15 protein-coding genes are annotated in these 22,489 nt (G+C 75.2%); 7 read left to right on the forward strand and 8 right to left on the reverse strand.

Features of this window, described 5'->3' with window-relative positions; translation table 11 throughout:
• Positions 1 to 54: 54 nt before the first annotated feature.
• The 3 genes from ACLQ14_RS15055 to ACLQ14_RS15065 all read left to right on the forward strand — a co-directional run bounded on the left by ACLQ14_RS15055 (position 55) and on the right by ACLQ14_RS15065 (position 4,464).
• A complete protein-coding gene (locus ACLQ14_RS15055; protein ID WP_425814431.1) occupies positions 55 to 1,374 on the forward strand; it encodes a glycosyltransferase in 1,320 nt (439 codons plus the stop codon).
• Positions 1,371 to 3,587 (forward strand): ArnT family glycosyltransferase, encoded by a 2,217-nt coding sequence (locus ACLQ14_RS15060; RefSeq protein WP_425814433.1) that lies wholly within the window; start codon positions 1,371 to 1,373, stop codon positions 3,585 to 3,587. Before ACLQ14_RS15055 ends, ACLQ14_RS15060 begins: the two co-directional genes overlap by 4 nt.
• Before the next feature lie 121 nt (positions 3,588 to 3,708).
• Positions 3,709 to 4,464, forward strand: a complete 756-nt coding sequence (locus ACLQ14_RS15065) for a GtrA family protein (RefSeq protein ID WP_425814434.1) — start codon at positions 3,709 to 3,711, stop codon at positions 4,462 to 4,464.
• 47 nt (positions 4,465 to 4,511) lie between these two features.
• Here ACLQ14_RS15065 and ACLQ14_RS15070 read toward each other — a convergent pair whose 3' ends face one another.
• Positions 4,512 to 6,842 carry an LLM class flavin-dependent oxidoreductase gene (locus ACLQ14_RS15070; RefSeq protein WP_425814436.1) on the reverse strand — a complete coding sequence of 777 codons (2,331 nt, stop codon included), beginning with the start codon at positions 6,840 to 6,842 and terminating at the stop codon, positions 4,512 to 4,514.
• Positions 6,843 to 6,933: 91 nt separating this feature from the next.
• Here ACLQ14_RS15070 and ACLQ14_RS15075 point away from each other — a divergent pair, with 91 nt between their 5' ends.
• A complete protein-coding gene (locus tag ACLQ14_RS15075) occupies positions 6,934 to 7,434 on the forward strand; it encodes a MarR family winged helix-turn-helix transcriptional regulator (RefSeq protein WP_425814437.1) in 501 nt (166 codons plus the stop codon).
• A 60-nt stretch (positions 7,435 to 7,494) separates the two neighbouring features.
• Here the strand turns inward: ACLQ14_RS15075 and ACLQ14_RS15080 are convergent, their stop codons facing one another.
• The 6 genes from ACLQ14_RS15080 to ACLQ14_RS15105 all read right to left on the reverse strand — a co-directional run bounded on the left by ACLQ14_RS15080 (position 7,495) and on the right by ACLQ14_RS15105 (position 14,382).
• Positions 7,495 to 9,117: a DUF7059 domain-containing protein gene (locus tag ACLQ14_RS15080; protein WP_425814439.1), complete on the reverse strand. Its 1,623-nt coding sequence runs from the start codon at positions 9,115 to 9,117 to the stop codon at positions 7,495 to 7,497.
• 16 nt (positions 9,118 to 9,133) lie between these two features.
• On the reverse strand, positions 9,134 to 9,574 hold the full coding sequence (locus tag ACLQ14_RS15085) for a hypothetical protein (RefSeq protein ID WP_425814441.1): 441 nt from the start codon (positions 9,572 to 9,574) through the stop codon (positions 9,134 to 9,136).
• 162 nt (positions 9,575 to 9,736) lie between these two features.
• A complete protein-coding gene (locus ACLQ14_RS15090) occupies positions 9,737 to 10,591 on the reverse strand; it encodes a DUF4190 domain-containing protein (RefSeq protein ID WP_425814443.1) in 855 nt (284 codons plus the stop codon).
• 123 nt (positions 10,592 to 10,714) lie between these two features.
• The gene (locus tag ACLQ14_RS15095; RefSeq protein ID WP_425814445.1) at positions 10,715 to 11,434 is read right to left on the reverse strand and encodes an endonuclease/exonuclease/phosphatase family protein; all 720 of its coding nucleotides are present in this window, start codon (positions 11,432 to 11,434) and stop codon (positions 10,715 to 10,717) included.
• 9 nt (positions 11,435 to 11,443) lie between these two features.
• Positions 11,444 to 12,892, reverse strand: a complete 1,449-nt coding sequence (locus ACLQ14_RS15100; protein ID WP_425814447.1) for a M20/M25/M40 family metallo-hydrolase — start codon at positions 12,890 to 12,892, stop codon at positions 11,444 to 11,446.
• Positions 12,889 to 14,382: an MFS transporter gene (locus ACLQ14_RS15105; protein WP_425814449.1), complete on the reverse strand. Its 1,494-nt coding sequence runs from the start codon at positions 14,380 to 14,382 to the stop codon at positions 12,889 to 12,891. Before ACLQ14_RS15105 ends, ACLQ14_RS15100 begins: the two co-directional genes overlap by 4 nt.
• A gap of 86 nt (positions 14,383 to 14,468) precedes the next feature.
• On the opposite strand from ACLQ14_RS15105, the gene ACLQ14_RS15110 reads away from it, so the two are divergent.
• On the forward strand, positions 14,469 to 17,075 hold the full coding sequence (locus tag ACLQ14_RS15110; RefSeq protein ID WP_425814451.1) for a DUF2207 domain-containing protein: 2,607 nt from the start codon (positions 14,469 to 14,471) through the stop codon (positions 17,073 to 17,075).
• 373 nt (positions 17,076 to 17,448) lie between these two features.
• On the opposite strand, the gene ACLQ14_RS15115 is transcribed toward ACLQ14_RS15110, so the two are convergent.
• A complete protein-coding gene (locus tag ACLQ14_RS15115) occupies positions 17,449 to 19,803 on the reverse strand; it encodes a sodium-translocating pyrophosphatase (RefSeq protein ID WP_425814453.1) in 2,355 nt (784 codons plus the stop codon).
• A gap of 134 nt (positions 19,804 to 19,937) precedes the next feature.
• Between ACLQ14_RS15115 and ACLQ14_RS15120 the strand changes: the two genes are divergently transcribed.
• Both ACLQ14_RS15120 and ACLQ14_RS15125 read left to right on the forward strand, forming a co-directional pair.
• The gene (locus tag ACLQ14_RS15120; RefSeq protein WP_425814455.1) at positions 19,938 to 20,891 is read left to right on the forward strand and encodes an NADP-dependent oxidoreductase; all 954 of its coding nucleotides are present in this window, start codon (positions 19,938 to 19,940) and stop codon (positions 20,889 to 20,891) included.
• 58 nt (positions 20,892 to 20,949) lie between these two features.
• Positions 20,950 to 22,464, forward strand: a complete 1,515-nt coding sequence (locus ACLQ14_RS15125) for a hypothetical protein (RefSeq protein WP_425814457.1) — start codon at positions 20,950 to 20,952, stop codon at positions 22,462 to 22,464.
• The last annotated feature ends 25 nt before the right edge of the window (positions 22,465 to 22,489 follow it).

Consider the following 22,489-nt stretch of genomic DNA (forward strand, 5'->3'; position numbering starts at 1 on the left):
GGCGCACAGGTTGTGCCGGGGAGCGACCGAGGTCGGCGGCCGAGAGTCGTGGGCATGACGACGACACAGCTCCCCCACGAGGCGGCCCCGCCGCCCGAGGTCGCGGCGTCCGGGCCGTCAGGAAGCGCGCCGCCTCAGCGCCTGGCCGCCCGCGCCGCCGACGCGACGACCGACACCGGACTCGCGCTCGACCTCGTCATCCCCGTCTACAACGAGGGCCGCACGCTCGAGGCGTCGGTCCGGCGCGCGCACGCCTACCTGACCGGCTCGCTGCCGTTCCGGGCCCGCCTCACGATCGCCGACAACGCGTCGACCGACGACACGCTCGCCGTCGCGCTGCGCCTCGCGGACGAGCTCCCCGGCCTGCGCGTCGTGCACCTCGACGCCAAGGGCCGGGGCCGCGCGCTCCACGCCGCGTGGGGATCGTCCGACGCCGCGGTGCTCGCCTACATGGACGTCGACCTGTCGACCGACCTCGCGGCACTGCTCCCGCTCGTCGCCCCGCTGCTGTCGGGGCACTCGGAGGTAGCGATCGGCTCGCGCCTGAGCGCCGGCTCGCGCGTCGTCCGCGGCCCCAAGCGCGAGCTCATCTCGCGCTCCTACAACCTCATCCTGCGCGGCACCCTGCACGCCCGGTTCTCCGACGCGCAGTGCGGCTTCAAGGCGATCCGCGCCGACGCCGCCCGCCAGCTCCTGCCCCTCGTCGAGGACACGGGCTGGTTCTTCGACACCGAGCTGCTGGTCCTCGCCGAGCAGGCCGGGCTGCGGATCCACGAGGTGCCGGTCGACTGGGTCGACGACCCCGACAGCCGCGTCGACATCGTCGCGACCGCGACCGCCGACCTGCGCGGGATCTGGCGCCTCGTGCGCGACCTCAACGCCGGGCGGATCCCGCTCGACGAGGTCCGCGCCGCGCTCCCCCGCCGCGCCTCCGACGACCAGCGCCCGCTCTCCCGCCGCCAGACGCTCCTGAACCAGGCGCTGAGCTTCGGCGTCGTCGGGGCGCTGTGCACGGCCGCGTACGCGCTGCTGTTCCTCCTGCTGCGCGGGTCGGTCGGCTCGCAGTGGGCCAACTTCCTCGCGCTCGCCGTGACCGCGGTGCTCAACACGGGCCTCAACCGCCGGCACACGTTCGGCATCCGCGGGAGCGCGGGCGCGGCCCGGCACCACGGCCAGGGGCTCGTGGTCTTCGGGCTCGGCTGGGCCCTCACGGCGGGCTCGCTCGCCGTCCTGCACACGACGGCGCCCGGGGCCTCCGGCCTCGCGCAGCTCGTCGTCCTCTGCGTCGCCAACCTCTGCGCGACGCTCCTGCGCTTCGTCCTGTTCCGCAGCTGGGTCTTCGCGCCCCGCGCCACCGAGGGGAGCTCCCGATGAGCACCACGACCGACGCCTTCCAGGCGCCCGCACCGCCGCCGCCCCCGGGCTCCGGCCCCGCGGCGTCGTCCGAGCCCGCCACCGCCTCCCCGTCCGGCCCGACGACGGCGCTCGCCGCCCCCGACGACCCCGCGGCCCGCGTGGGCCGGCTGAGCCTGCGGGCGCGCCTCGGCGTCGTCGGCATGCTCGTGGGCGCCGGCGTGTTCTGGCTGATCAACCTCGGCGCCAACGGCTGGTCGAACTCGTTCTACACGGCCGCCGTCCAGGCCGGCTCGCAGAGCTGGTCGGCGTTCCTGTGGGGCTCGTCCGACGCCGCCGGGTCGATCACGGTCGACAAGCCGCCGGCCTCGCTGTGGCTCCCCGAGCTCGCCGTGCGGGTGTTCGGGCTGAACACCTGGAGCGTGCTCGTCCCGGAGGTGCTGCTCGGGGTGGCGAGCGTGTGGCTGGTCTTCGCGGCCGTGCGCCGCTCGTTCGGACCGGGCGCCGGGTTCCTCGCGGGCGCCGCGCTCGCGCTCACGCCCGTCGCGACCCTGATGTTCCGGTTCGACAACCCCGACGCGCTGCTCGTGGCGCTCATGGCGGCCGCGACCTACTGCGTGCTGCGCGCCGTCGAGGACGGCCGCACGCGCTGGATGCTGCTCGCCGGCGCCGCGGTCGGCCTCGGCTTCCTCACCAAGCAGATGCAGGTATTCCTCGTGCTGCCGGGCCTCGGCCTGGCCTACCTGTGGGCCGCGCCCGTGTCGCTCGGCCGGCGCATCCGCGACTCGCTCCTCGCCGTCGGCACGCTCGTCGTGACGGCCGGCTGGTGGGTGCTGCTCACCGTCGTCGTGCCGGCCGGCTCCCGCCCCTACATCGGCGGGTCGCAGAACAACTCGTTCCTCGAGCTGACGTTCGGCTACAACGGCTTCGGCCGCCTCACGGGCGACGAGACCGGGTCGGTCGGCGGCGGGGGCGGCGGCACCACCGGCGGCCAGTGGGGCGCGACCGGGCTCGGGCGGCTCTTCGGCTCCGAGTTCGGCGGGCAGATCGCCTGGCTGTTCCCCGCCGCAGCGATCCTCCTCGTGGCCGGGCTCGTCCTGACCGCGCGCGCCCGGCGCACCGACCTGCGCCGCGCGTCGTACATCGCGTGGGGCGGCTGGCTCGTCGTGACCTGGGCCGTCTTCAGCGAGATGTCCGGGATCTTCCACACCTACTACACCGTCGCCCTCGCGCCCGCGCTCGCGGCGCTGGTCGGGGCCGGCGGCGCCCAGCTGTGGCGCCGTCGGGACTCGTGGTGGGCCGTCGGGGTCCTCGCGGCCGCGACCCTCGCGACCGCCGTCTGGTCGTACGTGCTGCTCGACCGGTCGTCGACCTTCCTGCCCTGGCTGCGCGTGGTCGTGCTGCTCGGCGGGTTCGTCGCGGCGGTCGCCCTCCTCGCCGGCCGGCTCATCGGGCCGCGCGACAGCGCCGGGAACGCCGTGCTGCGCGGGGCGGCGGCGCTCGCCGTCGTCGTCGGGCTCGCGGGCCCCGCGGCCTACTCCGTGCAGACGCTCACGGAGGGCCACACCGGATCCCTCCCGACGGCGGGACCGACCGTCCAGTCCTCCGGGTTCGGTCCCGGCGGCATGGGCGGCGGGCCCGGCGGCCAGGGCGGTGGACGCGGCGGCATGGGCGGACCCGGCGGGCAGCAGGGTCAGGGCCAGCAGCAGGGCGGCCAGGGCCAGCAGCCGCCGAGCCAGGGCGGGCAGGCCCAGGGCGGGCAGACCGGCCAGACCCAGCAGGGCGGCCAGACCCAGGGCCAGATGCCCGGCGGCGCCGTCGGCTTCGGCGGCGGCGGGGGCGGCATGGGCGGGCTGCTCGACGGGACGACGGTGAGCAGCGAGCTCACGACGATCCTCCAGGCCGACGCCGGCTCGTACCGCTGGGCGGCCGCCACCACCGGGTCGCAGAACGCCGCGAGCTACCAGCTCGCGTCCGGCGAGTCGGTCATGCCGATCGGCGGGTTCAACGGGTCCGACCCGTCGCCGACGCTCGCGCAGTTCAAGGAGTACGTCGCGCAGGGCGAGATCCACTACTACGTCGGCTCGAGCTCGGGAGGGTTCGGCGGGTCGATGGGCGGCTCGGGTGCCGCGTCGGAGATCGCGTCCTGGGTCGAGGACACCTTCCAGTCCCAGACCGTGGACGGCGTCACGATCTACGACCTGAGCACCGGCGCCACGAGCTCGGCTTCGTGACACCACGCCGCCCTGCCGCCGAGCGCGGCAGGGCGGCGCCCAGGACGCACCCGGCGGGCTCCCGGCGTGCGTCCAGGCATGGTCGAAGGCTTCAGAAATGAGTGGCATGATCATCCCCACCATGACCGCGACGACCTCGACGCCGAGGCCAACAGGGCCCTCGGCGGTGACGGAGAAGGCGCACCGCCCCGTGCGGAGCGTCCATCGGTCGACGCGTCGTGCGCTTCCCGCCCCGGTCCTGCGCACCGCCCCCGGCGTGGAGCTCGACCTCGACGCCACCGCGTACGAGCGCCCCGACGTCGAACCCGTCAGCACGACGACCGGCAACCTGCCCGGCGTCGCCGTGCTGGTCCGCGACCTCGTCATCGGTCGCGTGCCCTTCGGCGTCGTGCGGGCCGCCCTTCCGGGCCGCGTCGCGCAGCGCGGCCCCGGCCACGCCCACCCGCACGCCGCCCACCCCCACGCCGCGCTGCTCGCCCAGATGCTGAGCTTCGTCGGCGTCGGCGCGCTGTGCACGACCGTCTACGCGCTCCTCTACCTCACGCTGTCCGACCTGTGGGGCGACCAGACCGCCAACTTCGCCGCGCAGCTCGTGGCCGCCGTCCTCAACACGGCTCTCAACCGTCGGCACACCTTCGGCGTCCGCGGGCGCGAGGGCGCGGCCCGTCACCACGGCCAGGGACTGCTCGTGTTCGGGCTCGGGTGGGGGCTGACCGCGGGCGCGCTGGCCCTGCTCGGCGTGCTCGTGCCCGGCGCGTCGCACGTCCTCGAGCTCGGGGTGCTGTGCCTCGCGAACCTCGCCGCCACGGCGTCGCGGTTCCTGCTGTTCCGGTTCTGGGTGTTCACCCCGCGCGGGGCCTGCGCCCCCACCCGCTGACCGGTACCGATCCGCCGAAGCAGGCCCCCGGGAGGGGTACCTCGGCGTCAGAGGATCGGGATGTTCCGGTCGAAGACGTTCTCCGGGTCGTAGCGCCGCTTGAGCCCGCGCAGCCGGTCGAGCGTCGCGCCCGGGTAGACCCGCTCCACGCGCTCGGGCCGCCGGTCCGTCGACAGGCTCACGTACTCGCCGTGCGCCACCGGGTCCATCGCGGTGTCCCAGGCGGCGTCGAGGAGTCCCGGGTGCCCGAAACCCACGCCGGACACGTCGAACTGCTGCCCGTCGCGGTGCGCGTACGCGGTCGCGTCGGACGGCACGTCGTTGACAGCCCCGCCGACGGCGCGCACCTGGAACATCTGGAAGCCGCCGGTCTCGAACGCGTCGGCGGCGGCCCGGGCGGCGCGGTCGTCGAGGTGGTCGACGAGCGTGTTGCGGAACGTCCCGCCCGGGCCGTCGGACACGTGCGGGGCGTCCTGCGGCGCGACGACCGCCGCGTACGGGGCGAGCTGGGCCTGCTGCTGCAGCAGCGGGGCGACCCGGAGCAGCGGCTCGAGCGCACGCTCGGCCAGCCGGACGTCGTCGGACGCGATCACCGTCATAGCCTGCGCGAGCGGTGGGTTCTCGCCGCGCCCGGGCTGCAGCGTGAGGAAGCTCGTGAGCTCCCGCGGCGCGGTCTCGACGGCCGTGCCCCACGCCTCGAGCAGCCCGCGCGCGTCGGACGCGTCGTACAGCATGACGGCGAGCACGACGGGCGGGACGTCGTAGACCTCGAGCTCGACCGCGGTGACGATCCCGAGCCCGCCGCCCGCGCCGCGCATCCCCCAGAAGAGCTCGGGGTGCTCGTCGGCGGTCGCGTGCACCAGCGTCCCGTCGGCGAGCACGACGTCGTACGCGACCGCGTGGTCGATGGTCAGCCCGTGCAGGCGGCCCATGAACCCGACACCGCCCGCGGTTGCGAGCCCGCCGACTCCCACGTCGCCGAAGTCGCCCGAGCTCATGCCCCAGCCGTGCTCGGCGAGCGCCTCGGCCACGTGGCCCCAGGTCGCGCCCGCGCCGAGGCGGACGCGGCGCGAGGCGGGATCGAGGACGGTGACCTCGTCGAGGGCCTTGAGGTCGAGGACGACGCCGCCGTCGTTGGTCGACAGCCCGGAGATCCCGTGCCCGCCGCTGCGGACCGCGAACGGGAGCCGCCCCGGCCCGTCCCACGCGCCGCGCACCTGCTGCTCGCGCGCGTAGCCGAGGCCCTCGACGACGTCCTGGGCGTCGCGGGCCCGGAGCACGACCCCCGGTTTGCCGCCGCGGATGTACGACGAGCGCGTCAGCGCGTAGTCCCGGTCGCCCGGCTCGACGGCCTGGTCGCGCAGGCGCGCGGGGATCCCGTCGTAGTCGACGCCGGGGGCGCGGAGCGCGAGGGCACGCGGGCTGCGCACAGGCCCGGTCTCCGTGCCCGACGACGCCCGCTCGGCCGCCACGGCCTCGCGTACGGCGGGCGCGACCTCCTCGGCGAAGGTGGCGAGGTCGCGCGGGTTGTCGGACCCGAGGATGAACGTCGCCACGCCGTCCTCGAGCGCGAACCGGACGAGCTCGTCGATCCACTGCTCGACCGGGCCGTCGATCGCGCCGCCGCCGTGGGTGGTCGACGACCCGGCACTCGCACCTGCGGAACCCGGCCGGAAGCGGCCTCCGACGTTGAGGATGCGGCGGACCTCGCGGGGGTCGCGGCCCGCGCCGTCGGCGGCCTCGTCGATCACGGCGTTGCCGCGCGCGAGGTCGCCGGGCGTCAGGTAGCCGAGCGACGGGAGCCAGCCGTCGGCCCGGGCACCCGTGAGCCGCAGCATGCGGGGCTTGTAGGCGCCGAGCCAGAGCCCGATCGCATGGTCGGGGCGCGGCCCGCGGCGGGCGCCCGCGACGTGGTGGTGCTCACCGCCGGCGCGGAGGACGGTGCGGTCGTCGGCGTCCCAGATGCCGCGGATGACGTCGATGGCCTCCTCGAGCGCATCGACGCCCTGGCCCGGCGTGAGCCGGTCGCCGCCCATCGCGGCGATGCCGTCCCAGAACGCGCCCGAGCCCAGGCCGAGCTCGGCGCGCCCGTGCGACAGGAGGTCTAGGCTCGCGGCGGCGCGCGCGAGCACGGCCGGCGGGCGCAGCGGGAGGTTGGCGACGTTGGGCGACAGGTGCACGCGCTCCGTGCGGGCCGCGACGAACGACAGGAGCGTCCACGTGTCGAGGAAGCCCGCGTTGTACGGGTGGTCCTGGAAGGTCACGAGGTCGAGGCCGACCTCCTCCGAGAGGACGGCGAGGTTCACGACGTCGTCGGGCGCGCCCGCCTGCGGTGTCAGGAAGGACCCGAAGACGAGGTCGTGGCCGTAGTCGCTCATGTTGCTCCGTCTCTGCGCGGCGGACGTCCCGCCGGATCGTCTGCTCGACAACTGATCTGCACGACAGACTATTCCAGCGTATCCTGGTGCCGTGACCACGACGACCACGACCACCGCGAAGGGCGACGCCGAGGACGGTGCACGGCGTGACGCCTCGACGGTGAGCGAAGCCTGCCGCCGCGTCGACCTCGGCCAGTCGCTCGGGATCCTGCTGCGCCGCTGGCACGACGCCGTCGACCTCGCGCTCGCCGGGATCCCGCACGGGCCGCGCGGCTTCCAGGTGCTGGGCGCCGTCGTGCACGACGAGCCGCCCACGCAGGCCGCGCTCGCCGAGTCGCTGGGCATCGACCGGACCGTCATGACCTACCTGCTCGACGACCTCACGGCCGAGGGGCTGGTCGAGCGGCGCGAGGCGGAGCACGACCGGCGCGCCCGCCGGGTGGTCGCCACCGCGAGCGGGCGGGCCGCGCTGCGCCGGTTCGAGGACGCCGTCCGCGTCGCCGAGGAGTCCGTGCTCTGCGGCCTCGACGACGACGAGCGCGAGCTCCTGCAGGGGCTCGTCCGGCGCTCGGCGCACGCGTCGCCGGCCTGACCCCCGTTCACCGACCGTGACGTAGGCGTCCGTGGTCGGGTGCGCGAGCGGGTGCGGCCGTCACGGTGCCGGGGTCAGGAACCCGTCCTCCACGAGTCCCCGGACGGCAGGGAACAGCTCGGACGCGAGGTCGTCCGCGGGGACCTCGAAGAGCGCGGCGATCGCGGACGTGAGCTGCCCGACCGTGAGCTCGCCGTCGCACGCGCCCGTCAGCGCGGCGAGAGCCGTGGACGCGTGGACCGCACGCCCGAACCCGTCGCCCTGACGCAGCAGCAGGACGTTCGGGTCCGCGGCGCCGGGGGTCAGGTAGCGCTCCTCCGTGACGTCGCCGGCGACGACGAGGCGCGTCCCCGCGAGCGCCGACGACGTGCCCAGCCCCACGAGCCGGTCGTGCGCCCGCAGCGACGCGGCGAGGTGGCCGCCCAGCGGCTGGCGGACCGGGCCCGTGTGCTCCTCGAGGCGACGCAGGGTCACGCGCCCGTCGGCGGCCCCGGCCGGGTCCGGGCGGCGCAGCGTCACGATCCCGAACCCGATCGCCTCGACGTCGCGGCTCGCGAAGTCGTCGAGCCAGGCCCCGTACGCCCGCGCCCAGGTGCCGGGCTCGCGCTCGGGCGTCGTCCCGCCGTCGCGGATCCAGGTCTCGGCGTACTCCGCCGGGTCCTGGACCTCGCGCTGGACGACCCACCCGTCCAGCCCTGCCTCGTCGAGCCACGCACCGACGCGCTCGGTCCACGGCTCGCCGCGCCGGTGCTCCCAGTTCCCGAGCAGCTGCGCCACCCCGCCGGGCGCCAGCACGCTCCCGACCTCCCGGACCAGGTCCCGCACGACTGCGTCGCCCGAGCGGCCGCCGTCGCGGTACTCGTAGTCGGGCAGCGGCGAGCCGGTGTGCGGGGTGATGACGAACGGCGGGTTGGAGACGACGAGGTCGAACTCCTCGCCCGCGGCCGGCTCGAGCATCGAGCCCTCACGCAGCTCGACCCCGCCCTCAGCGACGTAGGCCTCCGCGCGGGGTACCTCGGCGAGAGGGGGGCGGTTGAGGGACACGTTGAACGCGGCGAACGCGAGCGCCCGCGCGGAGATGTCCGTGGCGACGACGGCGCCCGCGTGCCGGGCCGCGTGGAGGGCCTGGATGCCGCAGCCGGTCCCGAGGTCGAGGACGCGGCCGACGGGCGTGCGCATCGTGACCTGCGCGAGCGTCGTGGACGCGCCGCCGGCGCCGAGCACGTGGTCAGCGGCGAGCCGCACGCCCGTCTGGAGCTCGCCGAGGTCGGAGGCCAGCCACCAGGTGACGTCGCCCGCCGCGTCGACGGCCTCGTAGGGACGCAGGTCGACCGCCGCGAGCACCTCGTCGTCGGCGCCCGACCCCGACGCGTGCGCGATCCCGAGCCGGACGGCGCCCTCGGAGCCGAGGCCGGGCAGCGCGGCATCGAGCAGGCGGCGCGGGACCGGACGGCCCAGCACGAACGCGTGCGTGAGCACCGCCACGGGCTCCGGGTCCGGACGCCGGAGCGCGGCCGTCGTCGCGCGCACGGCCGGGACGTCCTGCTCACGGTGCAGCGCCGCCGCGGCGAGCGGGCCCAGGACCGACTCGACGCCGCCCACCGTGAAGCGGGCGGCGTCGAGGTCGGCGCGGAGCGCGTCCAGCAGACGCGGGTCGGTGCGGGGTGCGGGACGGGAGCTCATGCCCCCATCCTCCCGGTCAGCTGCAGTTCTTCGACACGTAGTCCGAGATCTTCTGGCCGGCGTCCTGCATGGTTGCGGCCTCGGACTGCAGGTCGGTGTCCTGGAGGGCGGAGGCGAAGGCGGTGGGGTCCGACGTGTCGACGCCGGACACGGCGTCGGAGAAGTCCGCGAAGAACTTCTTCATGCTGGCCCAGGACTCCTTGATCTCGTCGGGGGCCTCGACGTCCTTGATCTTGTCGTTGATCTTCGAGACCGCGTCGACGGCGCCCTTCGGGTCGGACGGGTCGACGCCCGACAACGCGTCGTCGAGCTCGAGGCTCTCGTCGAGCTTGCAGAAGTCGGCCTTCGAGCTCCCGCCGCCGGAGCCGGAGTCGGACGAGCAGGCGGTGAGGGTCGGGGCGGCGAGCGCGAGGAGCGCGACGGGCAGGACGGCACGGGTCATGAGCTTTCTGGTCACCCGCTGATCGTTCCCTATGACAACGCTACGGGTCCAGGTCGTCCACAGGGCAGACCTCCCCATCGACGACGGCGCCCCCGTCCGGTACGCCGCGCGCCCGCCCGGCGTGGGCCGGGCGGGCGCGGGTGGTCGGGGACGGCCGGGGCGGCGTCGTCGACGGCGTCAGTTGACGGGCACGGCCGCGCAGTGCGTCGAGGCCCAGTCGTCGACGTTCGTGCCGGCCGTCTGCAGGGCGGTGAGGTCGTCCTGCGTGAGCCCGTTGGACTGCATGGCCTTCGCGACGGCGTCGGGGTCGCTCGTGTCGACCTTCTCCAGCGGCGTGGCGGCCTTGTCGAAGAAGTCGACGATCGTCTTCCAGTCGTCCGCGATGTCGGCCGGCGCCTTCACGGCGGCGAGGTCGTCACGCGACTGGATGATGCCGTCCACCCAGTCGGCGGTGCCGACGTCGTCCGGGTTCTGGAGGTCGTTCATCTCGTCGGTCAGGTCGGCGTCGGCCTGGCAGAACGCTCGGGTCGTCGGGTCGGTCGCGCCCTTGATGGCGTCCTGGACGTCGTCGTCGCTCGCCGCGATCGCGATGATCGCCGCGAAGCCCGCCAGCGCAGCGACCGTGAACGCGATGCCGATGCCGAGGCCCCACGCCGCCAGGGTGTTCTTGAGGCCAGCCTTCTTGGACTTGCTCAGCGCGACCGCGCTCAGGACGAGGCCGACGACGGGCGTGAAGAACGCGAGCACGAAGCCCGCGATGCCGAGCCCGCGCCCCGGCTCGCCCGCCATCGCCTGCCGGCGCTCGCCCGGCGGCGGGAACCCCGGCTGTCCCGGATAGCCGGGCTGCGCCGGATAGCCGGGCTGCGCGGGGTACTCCCCCTGGCCCGGGTAGCCCGCGTAGGGCGGCGGCGCGGGCGCTTCCGCGGGCTGGGGCGTGGGAGCAGCGTCCGCCGCAGGGACCCCCTCGGGCGGCGCCCCGCCGGGCGTGGCGTACGGGTCGGGGACCGGCTGGTTGGGGTCCTGCTGCGTCATGCTGGCTCGTTCCTCGTGAAGCGCGACGTCATGCGGATGCACGACGGAACCCGATGATTCCCTGTGCGGGCGCTGCGCGTCCAGCGTGGCGAATGGGGAACGCTCCCCATCCGCGGTCGCGCGTCAGCCGAGCGGGAGGACCTCGGCGACGACCGGGAAGTGGTCGCTCGCTCGCGCCAGCACCTCCAGGTCGACGCGCCGCGCGACGCCCGTGAGCCGCGGGCCGACGAGCACGACGTCGAGCCGCTTGCGCGGGCGCTTCGTCGAGAACGTAGGACGACCGTCGCCCGCGCCGGCGTCGGCGAGCCCGTGAACCCCGAACGCCTCCCAGGCCGGGCCGCCCGGCTCCTCGTTGAGGTCCCCGGCGACGACGACGTCGCCCCAGCCGCCCGGTGACAGCTCCCCCACCGCGGCCTCGATGAGCGCCTGGTGGCCGGCCCGCTCGTCGTCGTCGAGCGAGAGGTGCACGGAGGCGACGGTCGCCTCGAACGCGTCCACGCCGTCGGCGGCGGGGAGCCGGAGCCGCGCGACCGCCGCCCCTCGGAGCGTCGGGAACCAGTGGCCGCGGCGGACGAGCTTCAGCGGGAGCCGCAGCGGCCGCATTCCGACGACCTCGACACCCGGGCGCACCAGGAGGGCGGTGGTGCGGGCACCGGCGATCCCACCGGGAACCGCGACCGTGAGCCCGGCGTCGCGGGCGAGGGCGTGGAGACGCTCGCGCGTGAGCCACCACTTGGGGGGCTCCTGGAGCGCGACGACGTCGGCGTCGGTCTCGCGCAGGACGGTGAGCACGGCGTGCCGGTCCTGCTTGAGCGAGCGCACGTTGTAGCTGAGGAGCCGCACGTGGCCAGCCTACGGACGCGCGGGCGGCGGGGTCGCCCCAGTCGCGTCCGGCGGGGGCACCGCACGCAGGAGTGCGGCCGTGAACGCGACCCCCCGGCCGAGCGCCGCGACCGTGACGTGCTCGTCGATCCCGTGGATCGAGGCTCGCTGCGCCGTCGTCAGGTCGAACGGCGAGAACCGGTACACGTGGGCGGAGATCGCGCAGTAGTGCCGCGAGTCGGACGCGCCGAGCTGGACGTACGGGGTGAGGACGGCGTCCGGGTACGACGCCGCGAGCGCCGTCCGCAGCAGCTCCCACTGCGTGCCCTCGGCGGGCGAGACGGGCGACGGGTCCTCGCCCGAGACGACCCGGAGCGTGATGGTCGGGTCGTCGATCACCCGCGTCAGCCGGGCGACGACGGACGCCACGGTCTCCCCGGGCAGGATCCGGATGTTCGCGTTCGCCCGGGCGGTCTGCGCGAGGACGTTGGCGCCCGGGCTGCCCTCGAGCTGGGTGATCGCGACCGTCGTCCGCACGAGCGCGGCCGGCTCGACGCCGAGACGCGTGAACGCCCGGGCGACGACAGGCGCGAGGCGGCCCGCGTTCGCGAAGACCCGTCGCATCGGGCCGTCGACGTGGTCGGCGAGCGTCGCCAGCAGCGCCCTGACCGGCTCGGACAGCCGCGGCGGGAACGGGTGGGCGTCGATCCGCGTGATGGCCCGGGCGAGGCGCACGGTCGCGCCGTTGGCGGCCGGCGTCGACGCGTGGCCGCCGTCGTCGCGCGTGGACAGCTCGAGGTCGAGGATGCCCTTCTCGGCGATCCCGACGACGGCCGTCGGCGCCGCGACCCCGGGCATCGCTCCTTGCACGACGGCGCCGCCCTCGTCGAGCACGAGCCACGGCCTGATCCTCCGCTCGCCGAGCCGGCGCACCGCCTCGCGGGCGCCGTCGCCGGCGGTCTCCTCGTTGTGCCCGAACGACAGGTAGACGTCGCGGGGCGGCACCCAGCCGGACGCGACGAGCGCCTCGACCGCCTCGAGCACGACGACGAGCGCGCCCTTGTCGTCGAGCGTCCCCCGGCCCCACACGACGCCGTCGCGCACGACCCCGGCGAACGGCGGGTGCGTCCACCCGGCGGCGGGCGCCGCGACGTCGTCGACGGGCACGGGCAGCCCGGGCACGGCGACGACGTCGTAGTGCGCCATGAGGACGACCGGCTCGCGCTCGCCGGCCTCACCGCCCGTCCCGCGCCACCGGAACAGCAGGCTGTGGCCCTCGGCGGCGTCGGGCGCCGCGGTCACGAGCTCGCGCTCGAGCACGCGGTGGACGTGCGGGTACAGCGCCTCGAGGAGCGCGACGAGCTCGGCGAAGCGGGCCGCGTCGACCTCCTCCGCGACACGCGAGGAGACCGTCGGGACGCGGACGAGCGCGGACAGGCGCGCGGCGACGTCGTCGGGCGTGGGCAGCGTCGGGGTCACGGGGCCTCCAGTGAGGTGTCGCTGAACGCGAGGCGCGGGACGAAGGCGAGCAGGACGGCGGACACGAGGGCGGTGACCCCGCAGATCAGCCACACGGCGTGGTACCCGCCGAGCGAGCCGGCGGTCCCCTCACCGCCGGTGAGCTTCGCCGTCGTGCCGGACACGAGGGCGAGCGCGAAGACCGCGGACGCGAACGAGCCGCCGATCGTCTTGGTGGTGTTGGTGAGGCCGGTCGCGACGGCGGTGCGCTCGCGGGGCGCGGCGGCGGCCGCCGCGGCGGGCAGTGCCGCGACCAGTGCGCCCGAGCCGAGGCCCGCGACGACCATGTTGACGACGACCTGCGCCACCGAGTCGTGGAACGGCACGAACAACAGGTACCCGACGGCAACCAGCAGGGCGGCGCCGATGAGCGTCCGGCGGGGCGTCAGCGCCGCGGAGACGCGGGCGAACAGCAGCGCGCCCACGAGGCACGCGATCACGTACCCGCCGATGAGGTAGGAGACGGTCGCGGCGTCCGCGCCGAGCCCGTAGCCGTAGTCGGCGCGGTCCGTGCGCGCGAAGGTCGAGAGGGCGTCCTGCGCGCCGAGCACGCTGATGCCGAACAGCCCGGACGTCACGAGCACGGGCCAGAGGGTCGCCCGGCGCATCACGCGCAGGTCGACGAGGGGGTCGTCCTGCCGCAGCTCCCAGCGCGCGAACGGCCACAGCAGCGCCAGCCCGAGCGCCATGAGCGCCCACACCCACCACGCGCCCGGCCCCTCGACGCGCAGGTACATGAGCCCGGCGCTCACTCCCAGCAGGGCCAGCGTGAGGAGCACCGCTCCCCCGGTGTCGATCCGGCCGCCGGCGACGTCGGGGCTCTCGGGGACCTTGAGCAGCACGACGACGAACGCGGCGGTCACGGCGAGCGCGGGGACGCTCAGGGTGATCCAGAGCCGGTCGCGGCCGAGCGCGTCCCCGAGCTGCCCGGCCAGCAGCGCGCCGACGATCGCGCCGGCCTGGAGCGCGGCCACGATGAGCCCGGTGGCGCGGCGCGTCAGCCCGCGAGCGTCGGCCGTGCCGCGGGCGCGGTGGTGGACGAGCGCGACCTCGAGCGGCAGCCACACGGTGTACGTGCCCATGAGCGTCCAGGCGACCAGGTACGTCACGAACGAGGGCGCGAACGCGACGCCCCACGCCGCGAGGGCGGTGACCGCCGTCGTCCACAGGAGCACCCGGCGATAGCCGACGACGTCGCCGGCCTTGGCGAGCACGGGCACGCACAGCCCCGAGAACAGCAGCTGGGCGGCCTGGAACCAGTTGACGTCGGCGTCGTGGATGCCGAGGTGGCGGGCGACGTCCGTGAGCAGCGGCGTGTAGTAGCCCTGGATGATGCCGCTCGTCAGCTCGACGAACACCAGGAACCCGACGACGCCGCCGAGCGCCGCGAGGCGGCTCCGGCGCACGCCGGGCGGGTTCACGGGCGCCGGGGGCGCGGACGGCTGCGTCACGCGTGCAGAGTACGGGGCGCGCGGGCGTGGTTCCGCCTACCGGCCGAACCCGCCTGGCCGGCGAGACGCCCGCTAGGGTTCGCGCCGTGAGCCCGTCGACCCTGACCCGCCCCCGCGCGCTGCTGCGCGCGCTCGCCGCGGCCTTCGTCCTCGTGGGGTCCGGGCTCGCCGCCGGGCCCGCGCACGCGAGCTCGGCCGACGTGAACCGGATCGACGACGCGGCCTTCGTCGTGACCGTCGCGAAGGACGGCGGCGTGCACGTCGAGGCGACGCTCGACGTGACCTACGCGGAGCCCGAGGACCTGCCGTCCCTGTGGTGGAGGGTGCCCACCCGCGTCCCTCTCGAGGACGACGACAGCGGCGGGACGAGCGCGGACGACGAGCCGGTGGCGGTCCAGACGCTCTCCCACCTGACGAGCACGGCCCGCCTGGGCGACGACGCCGCGACCACCCGGAGCCTGCCCGTCGACGCCGACTCGCTCGGCGGCGTCGACTATCTCGACGTCACGTGGCCCGACTTCCTGGACGCCCCGGTGAGCAGTGCGCGCTTCACGCTCTCGTACGACGTCGCGGGCGCGGTGCTGGCGCAGGGCGGGTCGCCGGCGGCGCTCGCCCTAGGGCTCGTCGACGGCTCCGCGACGCTGCCGCTCGACCGGGCGAGCGTGCGCGTCGTCGGGCCGCGAGGACCGGTCTCCGGTCTCACGTGCGCGACCGCCACGAGCGGCGTCGTCTACTACGACTACCGCGACACCACCTGCACGCCCGACGACGGCGGCGTGCGCGCCACGATCGGCGGCGACCACGGGCTCGTCGTCGGGGCGCCCGAGGTCCCGGGCGCGACCGGGCAGGAGCCGACGCTCGCGTCCCGCTGGGACGACACGATCGACAGCTTCGACGCCGACTACACGGTCGGCGCCGACGGCTCGCTCGACGTCACCGAGACGATCGTCTACCGGTTCGGCGTCGACGCGAACCAGCACGGCATCATCCGGTCCCTCGTCTCCCGCGAGCCGTGGTCCACCTGGCGCGACCGCACCTACGGCGTCGACGTCCTGGGCGTCACGAGCCCCAGCGGCGCCGACGCGACCGTCCACCGGTCGACGACCGGCGCGGAGCGGCTGCGCACGACCGACCTCCGCATCGGGAGCAAGGACGAGCGGGTCCGCACCCCGACCGCGACCTACGTGCTCCGCTACCGCGTCGACGGCGCGTTGCTGCAGCGCGACGGGCACGACGAGCTGTCCTGGGACGTCACGGGGAACATGTCGTCGGCGCTGCACCGGGCCGTCGACGTGACGGTCCACCTCCCCGCCGACGCCACCGCGGCCCGCTGCTGGGCCGGGGAACCGGGCTCGACCGACCCGTGCGAGGACGCGACGTCGTCCGGCAGGACCGCGACCTTCCACGCCGCGGACCTCGACGGCGGCGCGGGCCTGACGATCGACGTCACGATGCCGACCGGCAGCGTCGCCGCGACGGGCCCCGACCTCGCGTTCCGCGCGGCGCCGGAGTGGCTCGGGGTGTACCTCCGCCTGCTCGTCGGCGGCGGGGCGCTGGGCCTGGTCGTGTCCGTCGTCGTCGCCGTGGCGTACCGCCTCACGCACCGCGACGCGCGCGACCGCGGTGTCGCCGTGCCGGCCGGGCCGCGCAGCACGCCCCCGGACCTGCCGCTGCCCGTCGCGGGGACGATCGTCGACGGCGTGATGTCGAGCCGGGAGACGACGGGCGTCCTGCTGGCGCTCGCGGCAGCCGGGGTCGTCGCGTTCGAGCCGCGGGGCGACTCGTTCGGGCTGCGGGTCGCGAGGCCGCGGGCCGGGCGTGACCGGTTCGAGCGGGCCGTGGTCGCCGCGCTCGAGAAGCGCGTGGCCCAGGTCGAGACGGACGACGCGCCCGACGAGGACGACCGCCCGCCGCTCACAGGGACCGCACTGCGGGTCGCGCTGCAGGACGCCCACGCGGCGCTGCGCAAGGCCGTCCGTACGGACCTCGACGAGCGGCAGAAGACGCCGGAGTCCGCGCTGTTCCGGCGCAAGGTGCGCATGCGCACCGGCGACCCCGTCCGCTGGCCGTGGACGCTCTTCGCCCTGCCCGTGCCCGGCCTCTTCCCCGTCGTCGTGGTGGTCCGGTTCGTGCACGGGCTGCGGCCCACGGACCGGTCGGCGCTCGGCGCCCGCCACGTCGACGAGACCCGCGCGTTCCGCCGGCACCTCACCGAGCTCGGGGAGTCCCGCGCCCCGTCGAGCGCCGCCGCGCCGGTGCGATACGCGTCCGACGACGGCGCGGTGCCCGGGATGCTGTCGGGCGGCGGGCCGGGCCTCGGTTCCGTGCCGCGGGCGGGTGGCCGGTCGCACGCGTACGACACCGGCCTCGACCCGCTCGCCACGCAGGACGACCTGTTCGGGACGCTCCTGCCGTGGGCTGCGGCGCTCGGCGTGGCCGACGACTGGTACGAGCGGCTCGGGGTCCTCGTCCGCGACGGCGTCCTCACCGCGCCGGACGGGCTCGCCCTGAGCGCAGGCCGGCACGACCTCTGGTCGGGGTACTGGATCGCGCACACGACCGCCTCGGCGGCGGTCTGGACCTCGTCGTCGGGCGGATCGTCCGGCACCGGGTACAGCGGCGGCAGCTCCTACTCCGGCGGCGGCGGGTTCTCGGGCGGCGGAGGTGGGGGCGGCGGCACGTCGTCGTGGTGAACGTCGCCGCGCCGTTCGCCGATGGTGACGTCGGGCGTCCTGTGGTCGGGTCCGCGGGTGGGTGCGGACAGGCGGTTCGGACTGCGTCGCCTTCAGGCCCTTGGGGGCCTTCCGGCTCCGTGACGTCCTTCACCACCGGTCCGCACCCACCCGCTCCCGCCGTCACCTCGCCTCGGCAGCCCGGCCACGCGCCGTCGTCGGACGCGAGATACCGAGATGCGCTCGAGTCACCGATGCAGACTCGGTATCTCGGCCCCGACTCGGTATCTCGGCCGACACGGGCAGGGGTCACACCGTCCACCGCCGTCTGACCCATCACCGTCGGCGGGCGGGGTGTCGCCGTCGGCGGGGGCGTCCGTTCTCGGACGTGCTGTCAGGGGACGCGCGTGACCTCCGGCTCCGCGTCGCGCGCGTCCTGCGCCTCGGCCTCGGCGAGCTCGGCCTGGTCAGCCTTGGACGCACGCAGCCGGGACATGATGATCGCGCCGAACGCGACGGCCGCCGCGACGCACGCGATGGTGACGCGCAGGAACTGGTTGGCGTCGTGCCCGGCGCTGAGCAGCACGACCGCCGGGGCGATGAGCAGCGACACCAGGTTCATGACCTTGATGAGCGGGTTGATCGCCGGGCCGGCGGTGTCCTTGAACGGGTCGCCGACGGTGTCGCCGATGATCGTGGCCTCGTGCGCCTCGGAACCCTTGCCGCCGTGGTTGCCGTCCTCGACGATCTTCTTCGCGTTGTCCCAGGCGCCACCCGAGTTCGCGAGGAACACGGCCATGAGGACACCGCACGCGATCGCCCCGGCCAGGAAGCCGGCGAGCGGCCCGACGCCGAGCCCGAACCCGACGGCGATCGGCGCGCACGCGGCGAGGAGGCCGGGGGTCGCGAGCTCGCGCAGGGAGTCGCGGGTGCAGATGTCGACGACCTTGCCGTACTCGGGGCGCTCGTCGAACGTCATGATCCCGGGGTGCTCGCGGAACTGGCGTCGCACCTCGTAGACGATCGCCCCCGCGGCGCGCGTCACGGCATCGATCGCGAGGCCCGAGAACAGGAACACGGTCGCGGCGCCGAGGATCACCCCGACGAGCGTGACCGGGGAGATGATCTCGTAGCTGAGCATCGACGAGACGACACTGCCGAGCCCGCCGACGTCGACCTTGTCGTCGACGAGCGCCCGGCCGACCGCGTCGGCGTAGGAGCCGAACAGCGCGGTCGCCGCGAGGACGGCCGTCGCGATCGCGATGCCCTTGGTGATGGCCTTGGTGGTGTTCCCGACGGCGTCGAGGTCGGTGAGGATCTGGGCCGCGTCATTGTCCTCAGCGCCCTCCGGGTTCTCCGACTCGGTCCCCACGGCCATCTCGTAGATGCCCTGCGCGTTGTCGCTGACCGGCCCGAACGTGTCCATCGCGACGATCACGCCCACCGTGGTGAGCAGGCCGCAGCCCGCGAGCGCCACGAGGAACAGGGACAGCCACACGGACCCGCCTGCGAGCAGGAACGCGGCGAGGATCGCGGCCGCGACGACGCCCGCCGTGTAGACGGCCGACTCGAACCCGACCCCGATGCCCGAGAGCACGACGGTCGCCGCCCCCGTGCGGGACGTGGCGGCGACGTGGAGGGTGGGCTTCGACGTCGTGCCCGTGAAGTAGCCCGTGAGCCACAGGATGACGCCCGCGAGGACCACGCCGACGACGACCGCGAGGCTCGCGACGATCCGCGGGTCCGCCGTCACGCCGGTCAGGTCGGCGGTGCCGCCGAGTCCGTCGAACGAGTCCGGCAGGTAGACGAACGCGGCGATCGCCGCGAGGACCGCGCCGACCAGCGCGGACACGTAGAAGCCGCGGTAGATCGCGCGCAGCCCGTTCTCGGTGCCCCGGACGCGCGTGATGAGCACGCCGAGCACGGCGACGAACGCCCCCATCGCGGTGACGATCAGCGGGAAGACGAGCCCCTTCTCCCCCATGACCGCCTTGCCGAGGATCAGCGCGGCGACGAGCGTCACGGCGTAGGACTCGAAGAGGTCGGCCGCCATGCCGGCGCAGTCGCCGACGTTGTCGCCCACGTTGTCGGCGATGGTGGCGGCGTTGCGGGGGTCGTCCTCGGGGATGCCCTGCTCGACCTTGCCGACGAGGTCGGCGCCGACGTCCGCGGCCTTGGTGAAGATGCCGCCGCCGACGCGCATGAACATGGCGAGCAGCGCGGCCCCGAACCCGAAGCCCTCGAGGACGCTCGGGGCGTCGCCCTGGAAGATCAGCACGACGACCGCGGCCCCGAGCAGCCCGAGGCCGACCACCGACATCCCGACGACGCCGCCGGTGCGGAACGCGATGCGCGCCCCCTCGGTGCGGCCGTCGGGCTTCGTGGCGGCGGCCGCGACGCGCAGGTTCGCGCGGGTCGCGAGCCACATGCCGAGGTAGCCGATCGCGGCGGAGAAGCACGCGCCGAACAGGAACGCGACGGACCGCCCGACCCGGATGCCCGCGTCGCCCGGCAGCAGGAACAGCAGGCCGAACACGACGACCGCGAAGATCGCGAGGGTCCGGAACTGGCGGCTGAGGTACGCGGACGCGCCCTCCTGGACGGCCTGCGCGATGTCCTGCATCTTGGTCGTGCCCTCGGGCGCCGCGAGCACCTGTCTGCGCAGGGTGTACGCGACCGCGAGCGACGCCAGCGCGATCACTCCGATCACGACCACGATCGTGACGCTGGAAGAACCCAGATCGAGCATCCGTCCTCCTCGACGACTGCTGGGGAGCGGCGGGCCTCGTCGCCCCCGCACGTGCGCCGAGTGTACGCAGAACGGTTGGTGGGGTGACAGAGGCAGCGCGGGAATCCGCCCGGATGTCGCGGGGTTCGCCTGGCATGAGGATCGTGCGGCCGACGACGTTCGGCGGACCCGAGGTGCTGCAGGTGCTCGACGAGGACGCGCCGTCCCCCGGGGTCGGTGAGGTGCTCGTCGGGGTGCGCGCCATCGACGTCAACCCGGTCGACTGGAAGCTGTACTCAGGCGCGTTCGGCGCCGATCCCGGGCTCCTCGGCGCCGTCGGGACCTCGGTCTCGGGCGTCGTCCTGGCGCTCGGGGAACCGGGAGCGGACGGGCCGTCGCTCGCCGTCGGCGACGCCGTCGTCGCACGGGCCGTGCACGGCACGACCTACGCGGAGCGGGTCGTGGCAGACGCCGCCGCGGTGCACGCGCTCCCGGCCGGCGTCGGCTTCGAGGAGGGCGCGGCCCTGCTCGTCGCGGGCGGCACCGCGTTCCATGCGCTCGACGCTGTCGGGCTGGGCGACGGCGAGCACGCCGGGCAGACCCTCCTCGTGCATGGCGCTGCCGGCGGCGTCGGGTCGATGGTGGTCCAGCTCGCGGTGCTGCGCGGCGTCCGGGTGATCGCGACGGCGAGCGAGCGCAACCACGACTACCTGCGCGGGCTCGGGGCCGAGCCGGTCACGTACGGGGACGGGCTCGCGGACCGGGTCCGGGCGCTCGCGCCGTCGGGCGTCGACGCGGTGCTCGACCTCGTCGGGACCGACGAGGCGGTCCGGACCTCGCTCGAGCTCGTCGCCGACCGCGACCGGGTCGCGACGATCGTCCCCGGCGCCGCGGCGCGCGGCGCCGGCGTCCGGGCCCTCGGCGGCGGCCCGGGCTCCGACCCCGGCACCGCCGTCCGCCAGGCGTCGATCCCCGTGCTGCTGCGCCTCGTCGCAGACCGCCGGCTGCGCGTCGCCGTCACCGTGACCTACCCCCTGGACCGCACCTCCGACGCCCACCGCGCCGGACGCGACGGGCACACGCGCGGCAAGGTCGTCGTCGTGCCCTGACCCCTGCCGCCCGCCCCTACACTTCCGGGAGTTGTGCGGTCGGACGAGGGGGGCGCGCGTGGCGCAGTGGGAGGACGATCTCCGGGCCGTCGTCGAGCACCGGGGCGCGGCGCTCGTGGCCCGGGCGCGGACGCTCGTCGCGAGCGACGACGACGCGAGCAGGGACGACGCGCACGACCCGGCCGTCGACCTCACCGTCGACGCGCTCGCCGCGGCGTTCCGGCGAGGTCGCCGCAGCTCCGACGACCAGGGATCCGTCCGCCTCGTCACCGACGACGACCTCGACGCCCTCGAGGCCGCCGTCCACCGCGAGCAGGACCGCCTCGCCCCCGCCCGCGGCCCGTCCATACCGACCGCACGGCCCGACGACGGCCCCTCCGACGCGCTCTCGGCCCGCCTCCCCGAGGTGGTCGCCCAGGTCCGGGCGGCCCGGCGCCGCGGGAGGCGACGCGCCCTCGTCGCTGGCGCGGCCGTCGTCGTCGTCGCGGCGCTCGCGACCACCGCGTTCGCCGCACGCCCCTGGGACCGCGCGCCCGACCCCCGAGGCACGGACACCCCGTACGCCGGCGCGTGCGGCGCGACGTTGCCCGACGGGACGTCGTTGCTCCCCGTGGCGCTGAGCGACGAGGAGTCCGCCGACGGCATCCTCCTTCCCGACCAGACGTGGTTCGCCACCTACGACGGCGACATGTCGGCGCTCACTCCGGACGACCGCGAGCTGCTGGGCACCTTCGATCCCGAGGTGGTCCTCACCAGCGACGGCACCGTCGTCGCGCTGGGCGTGAGCACGGGCGAGGTCACCTACGACGACCCGGCGGACGGGAGCCGCACCGTCGCGCCGCCGTGGCCCGGTCTCGCGGACCGCGGCGACCCCGGGGACGTCAGCCGGTTGGCCGACTACGCCGACGACGGCGGGGGCTCGACGCAGGTCGCGGTCCGGTTCGTGCCGTGCGGCGGCGGGGACCTGCCCGCCGGCGACTACCGCGCGTACCTCTACGGGTCGGCCGCGGACGGGTCCGCGCACGTGCTGTCGGACCCGTCGCCCGTCCTGGTGCTCGCCGCGACACCCGCCGGGTACCAGCCGCCGTGGCTGGAGGGATCAGCGCTCGCGTGCGGCGAGAGCGTCGACGAGTTCCTCACCCGCATCTCGACGCGTCCCGTCGTCGACCTGGACGAGCGGCGGGTCGCCGTCCACGACGACGGCGTGTCCTACCGCCTCCGGAACGACGCGGACACGGACCTACGCATCAGCCTGCCGACGCACGTGGCGATGGCCTGGACCCAGGGCGGGACGATCGTCGGCGTCGGGACGGACGAACGCAGGTCGGCGCCGACCACCGTGAAGGCGGGGGCCACCGTGACGCTGTCCGCCCGCCCCTGGGACACGCACGACTACTGCGGGACCGGCGCGGGCAGCGCGCCGTCGAGCCGCCTCCCCGCCGGGACGTACCAGGTCTTCGGCTACGCTCGCGTCCCCGCGCACGAGCCGGGCGAGCCCGATGCCTGGTTCTTCGAGGGCACCGGGCCGAGCTCCGTCGTCGTGCGCGAGGACGGCTCGGTCACGTACGGGTGACCGGACGATCGAGTCATCGCCACAT

The organism is Luteimicrobium sp. DT211 (assembly GCF_049844995.1).
In the GTDB taxonomy this organism is placed as follows: domain Bacteria; phylum Actinomycetota; class Actinomycetes; order Actinomycetales; family Cellulomonadaceae; genus Luteimicrobium.

Coding starts and splice junctions, on each gene's coding strand:
- ACLQ14_RS15055 (WP_425814431.1), top strand. CDS start 55: ATGACGACGACACAGCTCCCCCACGAGGCGGCCCCGCCGCCCGAGGTC.
- ACLQ14_RS15060 (WP_425814433.1), top strand. CDS start 1,371: ATGAGCACCACGACCGACGCCTTCCAGGCGCCCGCACCGCCGCCGCCC.
- ACLQ14_RS15065 (WP_425814434.1), top strand. CDS start 3,709: ATGACCGCGACGACCTCGACGCCGAGGCCAACAGGGCCCTCGGCGGTG.
- ACLQ14_RS15070 (WP_425814436.1), bottom strand. CDS start 6,842: ATGAGCGACTACGGCCACGACCTCGTCTTCGGGTCCTTCCTGACACCG.
- ACLQ14_RS15080 (WP_425814439.1), bottom strand. CDS start 9,117: ATGAGCTCCCGTCCCGCACCCCGCACCGACCCGCGTCTGCTGGACGCG.
- ACLQ14_RS15090 (WP_425814443.1), bottom strand. CDS start 10,591: ATGACGCAGCAGGACCCCAACCAGCCGGTCCCCGACCCGTACGCCACG.
- ACLQ14_RS15115 (WP_425814453.1), bottom strand. CDS start 19,803: ATGCTCGATCTGGGTTCTTCCAGCGTCACGATCGTGGTCGTGATCGGA.
- ACLQ14_RS15120 (WP_425814455.1), top strand. CDS start 19,938: ATGAGGATCGTGCGGCCGACGACGTTCGGCGGACCCGAGGTGCTGCAG.